We start from the raw sequence: 15,941 nt of genomic DNA on the forward strand, positions 1-15,941 counted from the left end.
GCGGAGTGTGCGACCATGCCTATTAAGAATAAAATTCTTTTTGATCTTGTGAATGATCCCAGATTGGCTGCAATGACAGGTACAGATGCAGAGAATCGAGATAAAGCATTAGAGGCCCTATTGGCAGTTGATATTAGTAACCCAGTAGAGTTCAGAAAAGCGGTAGTGCGGCATGGAGTTTTTTGGGAGACACTAGACCCTAATATTAAACCCAATACACGCTCAACGTGGCAACTTATTGCTCCAGAGTTTTTGGGAGGAAGGACACCAGAAGCTTTTTTTTCAAATGACGATTTTTTAAGTTCTACCGTATCAGATAATTCGCTTGCCAAAATCAAACTAGCTGCTGCCGAACAACGCGTAAAATTTGGTGTAAACGCAATAAAGGATCAAGCTGTCCTCTTACAAATTTTATCCCATAACACAGAAGAATGTAGGGCTTATTTGGCAACAAAAGTTCCTGCAATAACAGGGACTCACGGTTGGATACCCTCCGTAAAACCAGCTTTAGTAGGCGGTGTGCAACCCCCGGATACGAATAGCTCCATCAATATTTTGCCAGACATAGCGATTAAAAGAATTAAACAACAAGCAGCGAATCAATTTTTGACACAAGTTGTTACTGATGCAAAATCAGATAAGCTTTCACAATTAGAAGCTCTAATCACCCATAAAAACGATCCAGCGTCATTAAAAACTGCCATGGAGGCACTAGGTCTGCCTGTTCAGTCAACACCCTTATTTGATCGATTGAATGGAGACTTGGAACGTGCAGTAACAACTCGTATCACCGCCCTAAAAAACGAGGCTGCTATAGCTAAATTTAAAGAAGAACTGCAAAAGTTTGAAGACGGCCTTAAAAAGCCAGAGGATCTTTTGAGGGAATCAGTCCTCTTAAATGATACTGTGGACAACTTCCGAAACGCTGTGGGAGGTAGATTCCCTCCTCCTCCTCCCGACGATTATATAAATAGGGCGAAGGCTGATGGAACTGTGCAGACGCTTGTCGAAGACATGCATAAGCGTTTATGCGTTAGATATGTTGAAGAGGAATTAAAAAAAGTTCCAGATGTTCCTGCTCCTATTAACGTAGCCCATATGGCTGAGGCATTGAAAAAAACGACTTTCGGAGATATAAAAACTCAAATAAGAACTAATTTCCTTCCTGGCAAAGATGAGATTCTTAATCGAGCTATAGTTGACAATCCAGAGCAAAACCGTTTATTTAAAGCAGCTTTGGTAAAACGTTATATAAAGGAATTGACGGGTACGCCGAACAAAGCGTTTCTTGAAAAGCTTGCCAAACCAGAAACAGATATTAAGGAAATTAGAAGAGAGTTAGCAGCAAAAATAGGTAATGGTCTTACCCATGAGCATTTAGACTGCCTGCAAGAGTCTGATTTGAAAGAGATAAAACAACCTGCTCGACGCGAAGTGTTTAAATTGTTAGTTGGAGAAGGGCATCCTAAATTAATCGAGGCATTTAGTTCATTACCTGATAAGAAGCAAGAGGAACTCATTAAGCTTAAGCCTGAGGAATTACGTTTTAGATTGAACGCACAGACCAAATCAGTACTTAAGAGTTATTTGGGAAATGATGTTAATGGAAAAGATGATTATCTTGCCGGGATAGTTACTGAAAATAAAAACAATGCCTTTTTTAAACAAATAAATAATACAGAAATAGCAAAAATTTTGGCGGGTTATAACCCACCTATCACGGATATGAACGATGCCAAAGTTAAAGCAATCAATGATATTTTATTGGCAAAGCGTGGCAATGATCTTACCGACTTGGCGCAGATAGCTGATTATAAAGCGATAGTTGATGTGCTTTTCACACAATCCGGAATAGCAGACGATGCCCCTGCCCATAATAATAAACAAGCTTTTTACGCGGCATTTAATTTAAATCCAGCAGGGACGGCTTTTGGACCATCTGTTGCAATCACCAATGCAATTAAAACACAACATGATCATAATCTGCTCTTACATAATAAGTTGCATACAGTTAAAGCGCTCCCTGTTCCTCCACCCCACTCTGGTTATGAAAAATTACTGGATGTTTTATTAAAGGTAGAAAAAACAGCTCAATTTGATCCTAATGCAGGTGGACTAGATAATATACGAAATAAATTTTATGAAAGTCCGACTCTAGAGAAGTTTCTAGATGTGCCTGAGGTGCAACTTATAAAAGACAAGCTCAAAGAGCAGCTTTCTGATGAGTTTGATAATATACGACAAGGACTCAAAGTCGATAAAGCGGGTAGTGTTAATGCTGTTGATACCCCTCAACAAAAGAAGGATATCCAGGAAGCAGAAAAAGCGTTTTTAAAAATTGATGCAAGAAGGGACGCGCTGCAAGATAAGCTGGGTGAGATCGCGGTTATTACCCGAATTAGTACAAGTCACGATAAAAAGGCTCCTGAGTTTGTAGGGCAATCCCAGGAAAAACTTAGAGAAGACCATGATACCTACACGACTGCAAAAAATAAGTGCTTGGATTACATCAGCTATTTAGAAAAAGCTCAGAAAGACCTCCAAGCCCTTAGACCTGCAATTCCTGCTAAGCTGAATCCCCCCTCCACTGCCAAAGAGGTATCAGCTCGTAACGACTTAAGAAGAGAAGCATATCAGTTGGATTTGAAGATTCAAGCTGAACTAACCCAAGTTAAAAAGCTCTTGGGTAAATATCAAACGGCGTATACGGTAATAACACAAGAAATATTACCTGCAGTTGAAGAGGCATCTAAGGACTCTAAAAGAGTAACGTATCAAGCTACAGATCTTACGATTGTTCGTCGGGGCCGTAAAGAAGCTTTGGACATGGGGCATAAATATACAGATCCAGATGATCCACATATCATCGCCAAACCAAAAGCTCGAAACACTAATGTCCTTCCGGGGCAGGATCCAGAGTCGCTTTTTAAAGCAACGGGAAAACCAGATCCCAACGAGGTGATTTGTTTTGATACATCGAAACCAGTAACAATTGTGGTTCCAGGGCCTGGCGGTACTAGGACGAATGAAAACGTCGTCATTGAAGGACGTTTTACTTACGATCCATCACCCAAAGGCGGTATTTCTGGAACGATGACGGGATCTGATGTTACCCGAGCTATGCCAGGAAAATATGAAGTCATCCAGTCTCCTCGACCTACGAATGATCCCCAGGGTAAGAAGAAAGCGGGGGAAATTACAGATGAACAAATCGATTTCTATATGAAAATGGCAACGCAGATCCTTTCAAATGTCAAACTACCGCTTAACAAAAAAATAGTAGTAGAGGGTGTGCGTGGCAAGGATGACGAAGTAAAGTTTTTACATACTGCATTACTTCTTGTTGGTGAAAAGAAGGGGCTTAAGCCCGATGACTTTAGGGTCACTGGCGATGCTGACTATAATCCGCAAGCACAAAGAAAGAAAACAGCTGGCATAGACAGAGGATTTTCTGACACCTCTTGGTATAAGAAGCATTTCGTAAATCCAGATGGTACTGTCAAGAACATGGTCAAGAACCATCTTGATCAATTCGAGACAGAAGTCAAGGGGAAAAAAGAGCAAGTCAAGACAACAGAAAAGGTAAGCAGCAGTCTGCAGAGTACTATGAAGGAAGAATTCCAAGTGGGTAGGGAAATTCAGGATGAGGCTAAGAAGCGAAAAGAGCAAGAAGGCATAACACCAGAGGTTGCACGAGTAATAGCTAATAACGGGTAATGTTATACACTATAACTATGAACGAATAACAATAAGGGGTTATACAATTGAACTCAAACCAATTGGCAATTGGTGTATTTGACTCAGGGATGGGCGGCCTGACTGTTCTGCGTGCTTTGCGGGAGGGGTTGCCGCACGAATCATTTATCTATTTGGGGGATACTGCTCGACTTCCTTACGGCACTAAAAGTCCGGATACAGTAAAACAATATGCCATGCAAATGGCAAAATTGCTGGTAGAGCGACGAATTAAAGCATTGGTGATTGCTTGTAATACCGCAACGACAGCAGCATTGCCCTATTTGCAAGAAATGTTGCCTGATATGCCGGTGCTTGGGGTGGTGGCTCCTGGTGCTGCAGCTGCAGTTGCAGCGACTGAAAACAATCGCATTATTGTTTTGGCGACTGAAACAACCATTGCATCAAATGCGTACCAGCAGCTCATTACCCAACACTTGCCGCAGGCAATCATTAATACTCGAGCATGCAGCGTTTTGGTTGCTTTGGCAGAAGAGGGAATGGTGACCAATCAAGTGGCTCGCGAAGCATTAAAGCATTATCTGGATGGTTTTACTAACGAAGATACGGTTCTTTTGGGATGTACACACTTCCCGGTATTTAAGCCTTTATTAAACAAATTATTACCTCAAGGGGTTACTGTAGTTGATTCAGCACATGCAACTGCACTGGCACTGCATCAGCTGCTCGAAAAACAGGATTTGTTGAATGACGTTCCTTCCTTAAGTAGTAAAGTAGCCTATTTAGTAACTGATTCAATCAAACGTTTCCAGATTGTAGGCGAGATATTTTTGGGCGAACGATTGGCATTGGATAATATCGAACTTGTAGATGTGAAGCCCTAAATAAAACTTCCATGAGTCACAGGGCTTCCTAAGAGGCGTTATTTTTTTCATTATTCTTTATTCCTACGTCCCACGGCTTGTCCACGGGATCCAGTTTATTGCAACCATTTATAGATCCCGCGGACAAGCCCTGAACGATCGTCAGTTTTTTAAATTTATCATGTACCACTTAAGTTTCTCTACGTACTGCTTTCCTACGTACCGCGCTTTATGCCTGAGAGATGGTCACTTTTTGTGACCATCTCTCAGGGACAAGCCGCGGGACGTAGGAATCTAGTGATGTATTTCTTAAATAACGGCAATACATCGAAGGCTTCAAATTACCCCAGTGCTTCCTTCATACGATATTTTCGTAATATGGAGTTACTCTTCCTTAGGTGGGCGGCTCATTAGATTTTGAACGACCTGTTTTGGACTAATTTTTCCTTGCAACAAGGAGTTAATTTGCTCACAGATAGGCATTTCTACTTGATGTTGTTTGGCGATAAAGCAGACTTGTGATGCATTATATTTTCCTTCTACTACTTGGCCAATTTGCTTTTCTGCTTCGGGGATGCTGATATTATTCCCTAGAAGTAAACCAAAACGGCGGTTTCGTGATTGATCATCAGTACAGGTTAATACTAAATCACCTACACCAGCCAAGCCAAGGAAGGTCTCTGCTCGAGCTCCCAAAGCAAGTCCCAGGCGTTCCATTTCTGCTAACCCTCTGGTGATTAATGCTGCTTTGGCATTCGCTCCATAACCCAAACCATCACTGATACCACATCCAATTGCCAAAACATTTTTAATCGCACCACAAATCTGGACACCAATAAGGTCCTCACTCAAGTAAACTCGAAGAGTATTATGGTGAAGCAATTCACGAATTTCTTTTTGATATTCTGGATCATTAGAGGCTAGAGTTACTGCAGTAGGGAGAAAGTGTGCCACTTCTTTGGCGAATGATGGTCCTGAAAGAATTGCCTGGGGAAAAGTAGAACCAAAAATTTGACCCACTAAATCACTGAGTAGTAGATGACTTTGTGGATCAATTCCTTTGGTCAGCCAGGTTAAGCCACGAGGTGTATTTTTTATTTTGGCAATGGTTGTTGCAAATGCATGGGAGGGTACGGCAATAATGATGTAATCGGCTTCGTCGGTACATTGTTCAAAATGAGCTGTGGGTTCCAGTGTTTTGGGAAAATCAATATCAGGTAAATAGCGTGAGTTTGTTTTTTTTTCCTTCATAAGAGCAACATGCTGCGGATCATGCCCCCAGAGTAAAACATGATGCCCTACTTTGGCGAGATGAATTGCAACTGCAGTGCCCCAAGAGCCGGCACCTAATATAGCAACATTTTTTTTGTTCATTTTATGCTCTTAAATAGGGAATTAGTTCGTAAGCACATCACTATTAAGTGAGAAAATCAGATCTATCTATGTCCCGCGAACAAGTCGCGGGACGGAGTGATAAGATTAGGATCCTTAGTTTAATGGCAGCTGGATTTGCTTTTCCAGGCTATGCTATTTTAATCCATACTTTCCTAAGATTGACCTTCTTTTTGTTTTTCTGCAATTTGTTGCATGTATAACGCATCGAAATTAATTGGGGCCAATACCAGCTGTGGGAAACTGCCGCGAATTACTTGCGAAGTAATGGCTTCCCGAGCATAAGGGAACAAAATATTGGGGCAGAAACTATTTAATAAATGATCCAATTGATTTTCTGGAGCGCCTTGAATAGTGAAAATACCTGCTTGTTTTACTTCCACAAGAAATGCCGTAGTTTTTTTGTTGCTTACAGTAGTAGTTACTGTCAATACAACTTCATAAACGCCTGCTTCCAGTTTTGTGCTGCTGGTGTTGATTTCAAGATTCAGTTCAGGTTCCCATTGTTGTTGAAATACTGCAGGTGTATTAGGCGTTTCAAAAGACAAGTCTTTTGTATAAATTCTTTGAATCATGAATTGAGTTTCATTTTGATCTTGTTGTGCTGGGTTTGCTTGTTCGCTCATAATATTGCTATCCTCTTAGTAATGGGTCGAGTTCTCCCTGTGCATCCAGGGCATATAAATCATCGCAGCCACCAATATGTTGGCCATTAATGAAAATTTGCGGTACCGTACGTCTGCCGCTTTTAGTGATCATTTCCTCACGTAATTCCGGTTGTAAATCAATACGAATTTCCGTAAATGAAGTCTGCTTCTGTTGTAATAACTCCTTGGCTTTGAAACAGTATGGGCAATAGGCAGTACTGTAGATAATTACTTCAGCCATAATTTTATTATCCTTTAACCAGGGGTAACTCTGCATTTTGCCAGGAAGTAATTCCACCACTAAGTATATGAGGTTGGTAACCTTGAGTGCGAATTTTGCTGGCAATGGTTTGAGCTTCAGAAGATCGTGCAGAGATCAAAATGATCGGAACATTTTTATACTTATCCATTTTTTGCTGTTCAAAATCTTCGCTTTTAACATTGATTGAATCAATGATATGTCCTTGTTTAAAGGCTTCTTTGTCGCGCAAATCAATGACTACAGCATTTTCATTATTGATCAAATCAACAGCAGCCTGGGGCGTTAGTTCTTTTGCTTTCTTTTTTTGAGTGACTAACTCGTTGATAAAGATGAGCACTAAAATCACAATGAGGGTGAGCCATAGCTGCCAATGATTTATGATAAATTGACCTAAGTGTTCCATGTTCTCTCTTGATATTTTATGAATGTACGAATTATCCCCAGAATGAGGTCTTAACGCAAGTAAGGGAATTATTTAAATGTAGTGGATGCCGCGAAGCATAGCTTAAACTTCAATAATGGTTGGTATAAATAACTTTATTACTTGAGTTTGATGTTCAAGGCTGGCGAACGCAATTTAAAGTTGCAGCTTAAACTCCCGCTTTGGAGTATCCTCATCCCTCTTAAGAGGTTGCGATGATAAAAAACGAAACTCGGAGACTTTAGGTTTTACTCCAGAGTTTAACTCTGTAGTTGATATAATTTGCAGATCACAAACCCCATGCTTATCAAAAAACTCTTCAAGAGCGGCCTTATGCTCTGGATTGGTTGCGATAGTCTTTATATCTCTACCGATTTTTAACTCATTATGTACCCTATATTCATAAGCTGTTTTTTTTATTGTTGAAGGATCGGGTTCCTCCAAAATAAAAATAATCGGAAAAGTTTCGGTGCATAATTTCTTTTCTTGCTGGTTAAATTCAATTACATCGCCTTTAATAGCCTTCTTTAATAACGCAATATTCTCGGTAATTTGCGAACAAGCATATTTTATTTCCATACTTAAGCGGATGGGGTCAACACGTTCTTCACTATAAAAGTAATGGTCAATGAAATCCTTTCTTTGAGGGTCAATAAGGACTGTATCAAATTTATAAGCAGAAAAATTATTTTTAGTTACATCACTTTCAGGATCCAACACGCGAAAATATTCTGAAAATTGATGAGAGTCTGTGCTTAATTTATTGCTCAATAAGTACTCTGTAAACAATGAATCAATTTTTTTAATAAACTCCTTTTGCTCTTGGATCTGACTGTCTAGAAAATCAAGAGGGATATGTTCAAGTACAAAATCCATAAAAGGGCCCTGAATTTGTGGTGCTTCAACATCAAGTCTATTTGCTTTTAGATAGTGGGTAAAAATGTAATTGCGAATGTAATGCTTTTTAACCGTATCAGCTCCTTTATCCACCAGTTCCCATAATAACGCTACTGCCTGTTCACTCAGCTTAATGTGTTCACCCATATGAATTTCGCGCATGATTTGGATAATAACTTCCCAAAGATTCACTAAGTTTCCGTGAACCATGGTCTTGATCGCTTCTGCCAACTGAAGTTCATCCTGGTATTTTTTTTTCCAACCATACGTACCATATTGAGTAATAAGCTGATTTACAGGCCAAAAATTTTCTTCTGCTGAGGCAAATGCGATGCCTGGACTAACCGTGCATCCTCTGTGGCCACCTAAAGAAATTTCACCCGCTATCGGCGCGACGCCATATTGACGAATTAACACATCAGAACTACATAAGACAAATTGGGATTTTTTAAGCCCAACAAGTGTCGCAGAACTTGTAGCATGATAATATTTCGTCATTTTAATAAATAATAAACCTTATAGGTCTCACATCGTACACTCGATGGTTCAGTTTGGCAATTAAAAAACTGGATTTTGGGCATTAGTATTTAGGCGGGCATACCTGATTTTTCAATTGAGCTCAGAAACAAAGCCCAACAAGTTATCTCTTTCTTTTAAGTAATACATAAACTGCCCCACTTCCTCCATCCTTGGGTAAAGCGCTATGAAATGCCAAGATTTCATCCATCTGTGGTAACCAGCGATTCAATAAATTCTTAATCACAGGAGGCGCACCGAGGTAGCCTCCTTTACCATGAATAATGAGTAGGCATTTTTTGCTGCTTTCTGCCTGAGTTTGAATAAAATGGCACAAGATATCACGGGCTTTTTCACTTTTTAAACCATGTAAATCCAAACGGGCTTCCCATGGGATTTTCCCATGTTTTAATGCTTTAAATTGTTGGTTGGAAAGACTCGGGTGGGTATACGATAGAATGGTTTCAGAAAAAACGGTATCCACAATCATATCCGATAAGTAATATTCCTTTTTATCTTTGGTTTCCAGGGATTTATCTTTTTTAGGCTGAATCGAAGGCTTGGGCGTCTCAACTTTTACCCGTTTTGTTTTTTCATTTAATGGTTTTACCGAACGCATGGATTCGCGAAATAAAGCTTTGTCCTCGTCGGTTAGAAAATCATCAGCCATTTTTTACTAGAAATGATTAAGTGATAATTGAAGTATAACTCAGGTTGTTGGGATGCTTGAATAGTAAAGCTTTGATCGGGGATTTCAAATAGCCTGGACATGGTCGATATAGGGATGACAGTCCTTTAAATAGCACTGTAGACCGTAGAATAAGTATTTTTCTGCTTAAATTTCGAGTGTTACTTGAATCCGTCCAGTCTAATGAATTCGAAACTTCTGTTTTGAAGCCTTGAGTTATACTATGCTGCCCAAGGTTACTACTTTTGTTGATTAACATAGGGTACAATTTGTACCTTTCTGAGTGAGAATTAACATCCAATGAGCAATTATATACTTAAAGAAATGGAAGAATTAGTTACAATTTTGGATTTTTTACGTTTTAGTGTGTCCTGTGCAATGAATGCGAATTTATATTATGGTCATGGCACCGATAATGCTTGGGATGATATGCATTCATTGATTCTGAGAAGCTTGTTTTTGCCTTATGATTTAGAACCAAACTGGCTTAATGCACGTTTAACGGCCAGTGAAAAAAAACATTTACATCAGCAATTGGAAAAGCGCATCAATCAACGGGTACCCGTTCCCTATTTGATTAAAGAAGCCTATTTTTGTGATATTCCCTTTTATGTAGATGAACGTGTTCTTATTCCTCGCTCGCCAATTGCCGAGCTCATCAAACATGAATTTTCTCCCTGGTGTGATGCGAATAAAGTACATCGTATTTTGGACTTGTGTACTGGCAGCGCATGCATCGCTATAGCGTGTTGCTATGCTTTTCCTGAAGCAGAGGTTGATGCAGTGGATATTTCCAGTGAAGCACTTGCGGTGGCTGCAATTAATCGTGAACGATTAGGGGTTGAGGACCAACTTACTTTAATTGAATCAGATTGTTTCTCGAAAGTGCTTCAATTAGGCTATGATTTAATTGTTAGTAATCCTCCTTATGTAGGTAAGGAAGAAATGCAAACGTTACCTGATGAGTTTCGTCATGAGCCTGTTTTGGCTTTGGAAACAAGTAATAATGGGTTGGCTATTGTTGAAACAATTCTCCATAATGCCCATGATTATTTAAATGAACACGGCATTTTGATTGTGGAAGTGGGGAATAGTGAAACAGCTTTATGTGAGGCTTATCCTCATGTCCCTTTCACTTGGCTTGAAATGAGTCATGGCGGGCATGGCGTATTTTTATTAACAAAGCAACAACTGGAAGAGTACTTTAATGTCCGGTAATACATTTGGAGCTTTATTTGCAGTAACCACTTTTGGGGAAAGCCATGGCCCGGCTATTGGTTGTGTGGTTGACGGCTGCCCTCCAGGGCTGCAGCTGCGAGAAGAAGACATCCAGCCCTTTCTGGACAAACGCAAACCTGGACAATCCAAATACACAACACAACGCAGGGAAGAGGATAAGATCCAGATTCTTTCTGGTGTTTTTGAAGGTAAAACTACAGGTGCGCCTATTGCCTTGTTAATTCATAATACCGATCAACGATCCCGGGATTATGAAGAAATCAAAAATTTATTTCGTCCTGGACATGCAGATTTTACGTATCATCATAAATACGGTCATCGAGATTATCGTGGAGGCGGTCGATCTTCTGCGCGGGAAACCGCAGCACGTGTAGCAGCTGGAGCAATTGCACGTTTGTATTTACAACAACATCTAAACCTGGAAATAGTGGGTTACTTACAGCAAATGGGCGATTTGGTTTTGCACTTTGCAGATGAGGCAGAAATTAATAATAATCCTTTTTTCTGCCCCAATGCGACTCAAATTCAGGATCTTGCTGATGCAATTGAGAGCTTAAGAAGGCAAGGAGATTCGGCAGGGGCTCGGGTGAAGGTAATCGCTAAAAATGTACCTGTAGGATTGGGCGATCCTGTGTTTGATAAACTGGACGCAACATTAGCTTACGCGATGATGTCTATTAATGCAGTTAAAGGTGTTGAGGTAGGTGCAGGATTTTCAGCAGTAAATCAGTTAGGTTCAGCACATCGCGATCAAATGTCACGACAAGGCTTTCTTAGTAACCATGCTGGTGGAATACTAGGGGGCATTTCTACAGGGCAAAATATAGAGATCAGTATTGCATTAAAACCTACATCGAGTATAACTACTCCAGGAAAAACGATCGATGTTTTTGGTGATGAAGTGACTGTAATCACTAAAGGTCGGCATGATCCTTGTGTGGGGATCAGAGCGGTGCCAATAGCCGAAGCAATGATGGCTTTAGTGTTGATGGATCATTATTTGAGACATAAGGCATTAATCAATAAATAATTGTTTCTAAAAATGCCTACATGCCGCGCTTTATGCGCGGTATCCATAGAACGCACAAGAAAATAGACGCTGAAAACGGCTCAGATCTTCTGGGTACCGCGCATAAAGCGCGGTACGTAAGATGGACATAATGAGATTATGTTTCCCTTTAGTGGAAATACTTAAGAATATAGAAGAGGTAAAAATGAGCAGAGAATTAAATGTAGCCATAGTTGGCGCCACTGGTGCAGTTGGTGAAACTTTTTTAACTGTATTGGAAGAGCGAGATTTTCCTATAAAGACTCTTTATCCATTAGCTAGTTCTCGTTCTGTAGGAAAAACGGTAACGTTTAAAAATAAGCAATTGGACGTATTAGACCTCGCCGAATTTGATTTTAGTCAGGCTGATATTGCCTTATTCTCAGCAGGCGGTTCTGTATCTAAAGAATATGCGCCTAAGGCTGCTGCAAGCGGATGTGTGGTTGTCGATAATAGTTCTTGTTTTCGTTATGAAGCGGATATTCCTCTGGTTGTTCCGGAAGTTAACCCACATCGTATTGCTGAATATAAAAAGAGAGGGATTATTGCCAACCCCAATTGCTCTACGATTCAAATGGTAGTTGCTCTGAAGCCTTTGTATGATGCAGCAGGAATTACTCGTATTAATGTCGCGACCTATCAATCTGTTTCGGGCACTGGAAAAAAAGCCATTAGTGAATTGGTTTCACAAGTAGGGGATCTTTTGAATGGCCGACCTGCCAAGGTTAGCGTTTATCCCCAGCAAATTGCGTTTAACGCAATCCCGCATATTGATCAATTTGAAGAGAATGGTTATACCCGTGAAGAAATGAAAATGGTGTGGGAAACCCGTAAGATTATGGAAGATGACAGTATTATGGTCAATCCTACAGCGGTTAGAGTACCCGTTATTTATGGACACTCCGAAGCCATTCATTTGGAACTAAAAAAACCTTTGACTGCTGAAGAGGCGCGTCACGTTCTTTCTAAAGCTCCAGGTGTTAAAGTGGTGGATAATGTGAGTAAAGCAAGTTATCCAACTGCAATAAAAAATGCGATAGGCCATGATGAAGTATTTGTTGGTCGAATCCGGCAAGATATTTCCCATCCAAATGGACTAAATTTGTGGGTAGTCGCAGATAATATTCGCAAAGGTGCTGCCTCTAATGCCGTGCAAATTGCTGAAATACTACAACGAGAATATTTATAGTTTTAATTTCTACTGGCCTATTCAAAATCGCTAGATTATGTCGTGCGGTCTTGATTTTCACACATCGAAGCAGCATATATACAAGTATGTGGGTATCGGAGCACAGAAAATCAAGACCGCGGACAAGGTGGTAGAATTGTAAATAGGCCCTAAAAAATCCTCCTACTTTTTATAACGTACGTTATACTTTGATTAACACGATTGGATTTTTGAAAATATGCTAAATGAATATTATTTAACCGATGATATCGAAGAACCGGTTCTTGCGAGTAGTATTTTATCTTATGTTACTCCCAATGTTTCTGCAAAACGGTATCATGAATTAAAAACAGGATATATGCACTGGGATGCAAAATTGGACCTTTCTGGGTTAGAGCCAGAGAGTGCCCGTAATTCCTTGTTGAAATTCATTCGCAAGCAGGTGAAAAATAATATAAAGTGCGTACTCATTATTCATGGTGTAGATGGTCCTAAAAATACTCTCCCCCTACTAAAGAATTTAATCAATCACTGGTTACCGCAAATTATAGAGGTTGCTGCTTTTCACAGCGCACAACCTAAAGATGGTGGCACTGGCGCAGTGTATGTTTTGCTCAAAACAACACAGGATCTTCCGAAACCAACTCGCATCGAAAAAAGCTCTTCCTTTTTAGTTGCTGAAACTAAAGCTATGGAGCGACAGAGACGTTTGGCCGAACAGCAAGGGGAACGGAGGATCGCATTAGTGAAAGCGCGAGAACACTCTGACTATGAGGCTCAGCCCGGTCCTGAAGGGGAATTGCAAAATAATATTTTACAACATCCAGCATTAGATAGTCAGCGTTTTGACGGGGTGGATACTCCTTTAAACCCTGAGCCCCCATTAAATACTGAGGCGCGACGAGAATATGATAATGAACGACGCAATCAGGAACAAGAAAAACAACTGCGTTTAGGTCATATGCCAAAATTCACTAATACCCCTAAACCTAGAGGTCCTTATTAATGACAATAGCAAGTGACATAATCAGTCATCGAATGCCTGATTTTGAAGCTTACCTTCGAGCAGGAGAATCATTAGATGACATTGATGAATACGGTTTTACCCCTTTAATTGAATGTGCGATTACGCGTCAAATTGAAATTGCTGAGCAATTAATTGCTCGTAAAGTTGACGTAAATAAAGCAGATGTAACAGGGCGGACTCCTTTACATTGGGCGGTGGATAATAATGATGTTACGATGGCGCAATTGTTATTAAATAATGGTGCAGACCCCAACGCCTATACGCGCAATGGACTTTCTGTTTTGGTTTATCCTGTATTGCGTAATCAAGAAACACTCAAACATTTACTGTATCAAAATGGAGCTAAACTCGATTTTGCCCTTGATTTTATTAATGGCAAATTAATAGGGCATCGTTTTGAACTACAAGGTGATGTAGATATAGTCAATGCCAAGGGTGAATTTATTGAACTGGACTATGAGGGGTTCATTCTTGAATTTACTGTTGCAGTAATAAGAGATGCCTTGAGGCGTTTTATCAGCAGTTATTCAACCCGGCATTTGCGCGAGTATTTTCCGTTAGCCCATGTCATTATGGATGCATTTTTGCTTGCAGAAGAGCTTTTGCAATATCAGCATTTGCCTTTTCTGGATAAACAACACATGCAGCGGCTGAATGAATTATTAAAAGCGCCTATGTTAATTCTTCCGGCAGCAAGTCGTGGCCACGCCATGGGTTTTATTCGCTTTGGTCAATGGTGGGCTAAAATTGATCGAGGTGAAAATAGTCTGCAGGAAGGAAGCGTGAATATCTATAAAATTACTTCTCCTGAGGCATTCAATGCGCGGTTTTTACAAAATTTTCTTTATAAAAAACAAGCAAGACGTTATTTTCACCAGCAGATCAATCAGCAATTAGGTTTAGTTCCGCTGGCAAAAATGCCGATTAGTTCACAAATAAGCGGCAATTGTTCTTGGGCTAATATACAAGCGATTGTGGCAGTTGCCTATGCGATTCAAGGATTGGAAAAAAGCAATTTTTTTAATTCGGACTCTGCTATGGCCTTTTATAATGAGTGGGTAGCGTGGGATAAAGAACGAGCTATAGATGAATGCATCCAACGCTTTTATTTGGCTAGCCCTGTGCGTAAAGCAAGTATCGCGGCAATGTTAGGGGGCGTTTTATTTCAAGCATGTAATTACGCGAACAAGCGACATTTAGAAATGGCGGAGAAAATTCTTAAAATTTTAACTCTCCCTGATTATGAATACATTTTGAAAAGTTATCTTGAAGAATATTGTATTAAACGATTAACAAAAAAAGGGAATAATTTACTTAAAATCCTCGATGATTGTGGGATTAATCCTAATATTGGTGTTAATCCTATTGCCACGGATTTATGATTGTAGCCTAGGTGCAATGAACTTAATCTGATGCACATCGCTGAAAAACTAGTCCAGCTTTATTCCTACATCCCGCGGCTTGTCCCTGAGAGATGGCCACAAAAAGTGACCATCTCTCAGGCATAAAGCGCGGTACGTAGAGAAATTTAAAGCAGTACGTAGAGAAACTTAAGTGGTACATGATAAATTTAAAAAACTGACGATCGTTCAGGGTCTGTTTACCTGAGGTATCGTCAGTTTTGAGAAACCTCCACTAAATTTTTCGCCTACCTACCGCGCTTAATTTCTTCGTCTACGTACCGCGCTTTATGCGCGGTATCCAGAACGATATTTTAAGATGCCGCTGAGCATTTCTATAGCAAGATCCCCTGGATACGTCAGTTTTGAGAAACCTCCACTAAATTTTTCGCCTACCTACCGCGCTTAATTTCTTCGTCTACGTACCGCGCTTTATGCGCGGTATCCAGGGGATCTTGTTATAGAAATGCTCAGCGGCATCTTAAATATCGTTCTAGATACCGCGCATAAAGCGCGGTACGTAGGAAAGCAGTACGTAGAGAAACTTAAGTGGTACATGATAAATTTAAAAAACTGACGATCGTTCAGGGTCTGTTTACCTGAGGTATCGTCAGTTTTGAGAAACCTCCACTAAATTTTTCGCCTACCTACCGCGCTTTATGCCTTCGTCTACGTAC

Annotated in this window: 13 protein-coding genes; 7 read left to right on the forward strand and 6 right to left on the reverse strand. The window is 40.2% G+C overall.

The genetic code is table 11. The features are described 5' to 3' along the window. Positions 1 to 15 precede the first annotated feature (15 nt). Entirely contained in the window at positions 16 to 3,717 is a 3,702-nt protein-coding gene (locus LXO92_RS05415) for a V-type ATP synthase subunit E family protein (protein WP_232890524.1), read from the forward strand. Positions 3,718 to 3,764: 47 nt separating this feature from the next. Continuing rightward, positions 3,765 to 4,580 (forward strand): glutamate racemase, encoded by an 816-nt coding sequence (murI, locus tag LXO92_RS05420; protein ID WP_182351724.1) that lies wholly within the window; start codon positions 3,765 to 3,767, stop codon positions 4,578 to 4,580. A 363-nt stretch (positions 4,581 to 4,943) separates the two neighbouring features. Here murI and LXO92_RS05425 read toward each other — a convergent pair whose 3' ends face one another. The 6 genes from LXO92_RS05425 to LXO92_RS05450 form a co-directional block, all read right to left on the reverse strand. Further along, positions 4,944 to 5,933 (reverse strand): NAD(P)H-dependent glycerol-3-phosphate dehydrogenase, encoded by a 990-nt coding sequence (locus LXO92_RS05425; RefSeq protein ID WP_182351725.1) that lies wholly within the window; start codon positions 5,931 to 5,933, stop codon positions 4,944 to 4,946. Positions 5,934 to 6,106: 173 nt separating this feature from the next. Beyond that, positions 6,107 to 6,577 (reverse strand): protein-export chaperone SecB, encoded by a 471-nt coding sequence (gene secB / locus LXO92_RS05430; RefSeq protein WP_182351726.1) that lies wholly within the window; start codon positions 6,575 to 6,577, stop codon positions 6,107 to 6,109. Positions 6,578 to 6,584: 7 nt separating this feature from the next. Next, entirely contained in the window at positions 6,585 to 6,839 is a 255-nt protein-coding gene (grxC, locus tag LXO92_RS05435) for a glutaredoxin 3 (RefSeq protein WP_182351727.1), read from the reverse strand. Between the two features lie 7 nt (positions 6,840 to 6,846). Further along, positions 6,847 to 7,263, reverse strand: a complete 417-nt coding sequence (locus tag LXO92_RS05440; protein ID WP_232890525.1) for a rhodanese-like domain-containing protein — start codon at positions 7,261 to 7,263, stop codon at positions 6,847 to 6,849. A gap of 174 nt (positions 7,264 to 7,437) precedes the next feature. Further along, positions 7,438 to 8,676 carry a hypothetical protein gene (locus LXO92_RS05445; protein ID WP_232890526.1) on the reverse strand — a complete coding sequence of 413 codons (1,239 nt, stop codon included), beginning with the start codon at positions 8,674 to 8,676 and terminating at the stop codon, positions 7,438 to 7,440. A gap of 142 nt (positions 8,677 to 8,818) precedes the next feature. Continuing rightward, positions 8,819 to 9,364, reverse strand: coding sequence for a Smr/MutS family protein (locus LXO92_RS05450; protein WP_232890527.1), 546 nt, complete (start codon positions 9,362 to 9,364; stop codon positions 8,819 to 8,821). 318 nt (positions 9,365 to 9,682) lie between these two features. Here LXO92_RS05450 and prmB point away from each other — a divergent pair, with 318 nt between their 5' ends. The 5 genes from prmB to ankH all read left to right on the forward strand — a co-directional run bounded on the left by prmB (position 9,683) and on the right by ankH (position 15,246). Further along, entirely contained in the window at positions 9,683 to 10,600 is a 918-nt protein-coding gene (gene prmB, locus LXO92_RS05455) for a 50S ribosomal protein L3 N(5)-glutamine methyltransferase (protein WP_232890528.1), read from the forward strand. Further along, entirely contained in the window at positions 10,590 to 11,651 is a 1,062-nt protein-coding gene (gene aroC / locus LXO92_RS05460) for a chorismate synthase (protein WP_232890529.1), read from the forward strand. Before prmB ends, aroC begins: the two co-directional genes overlap by 11 nt. Positions 11,652 to 11,835: 184 nt before the next feature. Next, the gene (locus LXO92_RS05465) at positions 11,836 to 12,858 is read left to right on the forward strand and encodes an aspartate-semialdehyde dehydrogenase (RefSeq protein ID WP_232890530.1); all 1,023 of its coding nucleotides are present in this window, start codon (positions 11,836 to 11,838) and stop codon (positions 12,856 to 12,858) included. Between the two features lie 217 nt (positions 12,859 to 13,075). Beyond that, positions 13,076 to 13,843, forward strand: coding sequence for a Smr/MutS family protein (locus LXO92_RS05470; RefSeq protein WP_232890531.1), 768 nt, complete (start codon positions 13,076 to 13,078; stop codon positions 13,841 to 13,843). Beyond that, positions 13,843 to 15,246 carry a Dot/Icm T4SS effector AnkH/LegA3 gene (gene ankH / locus LXO92_RS05475; RefSeq protein WP_182351735.1) on the forward strand — a complete coding sequence of 468 codons (1,404 nt, stop codon included), beginning with the start codon at positions 13,843 to 13,845 and terminating at the stop codon, positions 15,244 to 15,246. Before LXO92_RS05470 ends, ankH begins: the two co-directional genes overlap by 1 nt. The last annotated feature ends 695 nt before the right edge of the window (positions 15,247 to 15,941 follow it).

Source organism: Legionella resiliens (assembly GCF_021344005.1).
Classification (GTDB): domain Bacteria; phylum Pseudomonadota; class Gammaproteobacteria; order Legionellales; family Legionellaceae; genus Legionella; species Legionella resiliens.

Coding starts and splice junctions, on each gene's coding strand:
- LXO92_RS05450 (WP_232890527.1), bottom strand. CDS start 9,364: ATGGCTGATGATTTTCTAACCGACGAGGACAAAGCTTTATTTCGCGAA.
- LXO92_RS05425 (WP_182351725.1), bottom strand. CDS start 5,933: ATGAACAAAAAAAATGTTGCTATATTAGGTGCCGGCTCTTGGGGCACT.
- LXO92_RS05445 (WP_232890526.1), bottom strand. CDS start 8,676: ATGACGAAATATTATCATGCTACAAGTTCTGCGACACTTGTTGGGCTT.
- prmB (WP_232890528.1), top strand. CDS start 9,683: ATGAGCAATTATATACTTAAAGAAATGGAAGAATTAGTTACAATTTTG.
- secB (WP_182351726.1), bottom strand. CDS start 6,577: ATGAGCGAACAAGCAAACCCAGCACAACAAGATCAAAATGAAACTCAA.
- ankH (WP_182351735.1), top strand. CDS start 13,843: ATGACAATAGCAAGTGACATAATCAGTCATCGAATGCCTGATTTTGAA.
- LXO92_RS05470 (WP_232890531.1), top strand. CDS start 13,076: ATGCTAAATGAATATTATTTAACCGATGATATCGAAGAACCGGTTCTT.
- aroC (WP_232890529.1), top strand. CDS start 10,590: ATGTCCGGTAATACATTTGGAGCTTTATTTGCAGTAACCACTTTTGGG.
- LXO92_RS05440 (WP_232890525.1), bottom strand. CDS start 7,263: ATGGAACACTTAGGTCAATTTATCATAAATCATTGGCAGCTATGGCTC.
- LXO92_RS05415 (WP_232890524.1), top strand. CDS start 16: ATGCCTATTAAGAATAAAATTCTTTTTGATCTTGTGAATGATCCCAGA.
- LXO92_RS05465 (WP_232890530.1), top strand. CDS start 11,836: ATGAGCAGAGAATTAAATGTAGCCATAGTTGGCGCCACTGGTGCAGTT.
- grxC (WP_182351727.1), bottom strand. CDS start 6,839: ATGGCTGAAGTAATTATCTACAGTACTGCCTATTGCCCATACTGTTTC.